The organism is Anaerococcus sp. (assembly GCF_030825785.1).
Classification (GTDB): Bacteria; Bacillota; Clostridia; order Tissierellales; family Peptoniphilaceae; genus Anaerococcus.
In genome coordinates this window covers 1-3,034 of the sequence record NZ_JAPJPG010000073.1, presented here as the reverse complement: position 1 = coordinate 3,034, position 3,034 = coordinate 1, and the positions used below count along the sequence as shown (strand labels likewise).

Below are 3,034 nucleotides of genomic sequence, written 5' to 3'. Positions count from 1 at the left end.
AAAGGTAGAGGGGGCCTCTGCCGCCCCCTTAGCTGTCTCCCTGAGGTTCGAAGGGTCCAACCCTGCTTTAAGATATATTTTAATACATAAATACATTTATTCCTAAATAACTTTTAGTCAAAGATATTTTATAAAAAATATCTCCCCTACTTCCTAATATTCCTATAAGTTCCCGCCGAAAACAAGAGTATCATTGGATATAGTTCCAATCTTCCAAATAGCATGGCGAAGGTTAGGGTTAGTTTTGATAGTTTGCTCATTGCCTCAAAGCTTGTTACTGGGCCGAAGTCTATTAGCCCTGGACCTACGTTGTTGAAAGTTGTGGCCACCGCTGAGAAGGCTGATTCGAAGTTATTTGTCTCAAGGGTTACTACTAGCATAAATATTATAAACAAGAAGATGTAAACCAAAATATATCTATTAATGGATTCTTCTACTTCCTTGTCTACCCTTTTACCGTCCATCTTGTTTACACTCACCCTAAGTGGATTTAGGGCTTTTCTTATTTGATTTAGGGCTGATTTGAATAATACTATAAATCTAGAAACTTTTATTCCACCTGCAGTTGATCCTGCACAGCCTCCGACAAACATCAAAAATATCAAGATATGTCTAGAAAAAAGTGGCCAGATCCCATAGTCTAGGGATACGTATCCTGTCGTTGTTATAATTGAGGATACTGTAAATAAGGAAGTCACTCCAGTATAAAACGAGCTATCGTACATACTTCTTATGTTAAAGAAGATAAGTAGGGCAGTCGTAACTACTATGCCCAAATACCAATAAAGCTCCTCACTTTTGAATGCTTGTCTAGCTGATCTTATGAGTGAAAAATAATAAACATTAAAGTTGACCCCGAAGGCAAGCATGGCTATAGATAGGACTATCTCAATATATCTTGAATTGTAATACCCGATAGATGCGCCCTTATTGGAAAATCCACCAGTTCCAGCTGTTCCCATAGCGTGAATTATCGCATCAAATAAATTCATTCCTCCAAAAAGGAGAAAGATTATTACAATTACAGTTAGGCCTATATACATCAGATAAAGGACCCTTGCTGTATGGGATAATTTGGGTGTAATCTTGCCAAAGGTTGGTCCTGGTACTTCTGCCTGCATTAGGGAAGATGACTCCTTGTTTGCCTTTGGCATTATGGCAAGAGTAAAGACCAATATTCCCATTCCTCCTTGGGAGAAAGACCTCCAAAAAATAATCGAATTAGGAAGAAGCTCCACGTTACTTGCAACTGAAGCTCCACAAGTAGTAAAACCACTCGCCATCTCAAAAAAGGCATCGACAAAGCTTGGATAGTTACTTGCTGTTAGATAGAGGGGGATTGCTCCTATCAGAGAAAATATTATCCAACATGAAGCTGTGATAAACATGGCTTCTTTAGTGAAAATATGGCCATTAGATTCGCCAGTTCTTGTTAGAAAAGTGCCTAGAACAAAGGCTAAAATAATCGGTATTACAAAATTTCTTAAATCTATTAAACTTTCCCTATATATTAGACCTACAAGTAATGGAAAAAGCAATAGCATAGCCAAAACCTGCATAAGTCTTCCTATAGTATACTTTACAATTGATTCGTTCATATCTAATCCACTATATCATCTATGGTTTGGAAACTATGGTTTGTGGTAATGACCAAAACCCTATCTCCTAGAGAAATCATAGAATCTCCATTTGGTACTTCGATTGCCCCATCCCCCTCTTCATGTTTTATACAAGCGATTAATGTATCTTCCCTGATGTTTAAGTCCTTTAGCTTCTTGCCAAAGATTTCTGAATGCTCAATTGCAGCAAACTCAATTACCTCTACCTCATCATCTTCTAGCCTATATAAAGAAGTTATAGAAGAGCCACGAGCATTCTCCTTGCTTCTTATAATCCTATTTATAACATCACTGGCAACCCTTTTTGGAGTGAAGGTAGTATCTATATCTAAAATCCCTGTCATCTTGATAAGCTTGATTCTGTTTACCTTGGAAATTATTTTTTCAATCCCGTATTTCTTCCCAAGTAAGGAAATCAAGATATTTTCCTCATCCATACCTGTAAGGCAAACCATAGCATCGAAGGTGTTTACCCTTACTTCTTCGAGCACGTCAGGGTCAGATCCATCTGCATTTATTACTATAGCATCAGAGTACTTTTCACTAAAGGCTTCTGCCTTCTCCTTGTCGATCTCGACTAAGGTTACACCAAAGCCCCTCTCCAAGAGAAGACCTGTCAGATGATCTGAGATTGACCCTGCTCCAATAATTAGAACATTTTTAATCTCGTATCTATCGAGAACCTCCTGCTTATAAAACCTATCTACGCCTTCCTTCTCACCGATTACATAAATCTTCTCCCCCTTTTCAAGGACGTAGGATCCATGAGGTATGTAAATCTTACCATTATTATTTACAATCCCTATAAGGGTGTGATAATTTGCAGAATAAGCATTAAGGTCAGATATCTTAGACCCAGCGAGTGTTGAATCTTCCGATATAACTATCTCCATCATGATAGCCTGGTCTCTGAAAAATCCCTCCACGTTTAGGGCGTGTGAATACTTAAGGGCTCTTTGGATATCCTTAGCAGCAATAGATTCTGGATTGACTATCCTTGTAGCTGATGTAATCTCTTCGATAATCTCCTTTTGCTTCATGTATTGAGGATCTCTAAGTCTAATGATAATATTTTTAGCCCCTAGCTTTTTGGCCATGGTTGAAGAGATTAAGTTGACATCATCAGATAGGGTAATTGCAATAAATAAATCACAACTACCCACATTAGCATCGATTAAGACCTCAGGGTCTCTTCCATCTCCGACAATGCCCATAACATCATTGGAAGCAAGGAGCCTATCAAGGACGTCCTTGTCGTGATCTATTACTAAAATATCGTGGCCTTCTTCAGCCAAATCGCTAGTAAGATACGATCCTACCTTACCAGCTCCGAGTATTATAATATTCATATTCCCTCCTAGATTACTTAAGTATAGCACTTATCCATTTAAAATCAACTATAGGCTATATATTCT

The 3,034-nt window shown here is 38.1% G+C and carries 2 protein-coding genes; both read right to left on the bottom strand.

Annotation, left to right across the window (positions count from 1 at the left end):
• Positions 1-146 precede the first annotated feature (146 nt).
• A complete protein-coding gene (locus RCH56_RS07495; RefSeq protein WP_306484355.1) occupies positions 147-1,598 on the bottom strand; it encodes a TrkH family potassium uptake protein in 1,452 nt (483 codons plus the stop codon).
• A gap of 2 nt (positions 1,599-1,600) precedes the next feature.
• Positions 1,601-2,968 carry a Trk system potassium transporter TrkA gene (gene trkA / locus RCH56_RS07490; RefSeq protein WP_306484354.1) on the bottom strand — a complete coding sequence of 456 codons (1,368 nt, stop codon included), beginning with the start codon at positions 2,966-2,968 and terminating at the stop codon, positions 1,601-1,603.
• Positions 2,969-3,034: the final 66 nt, after the last annotated feature.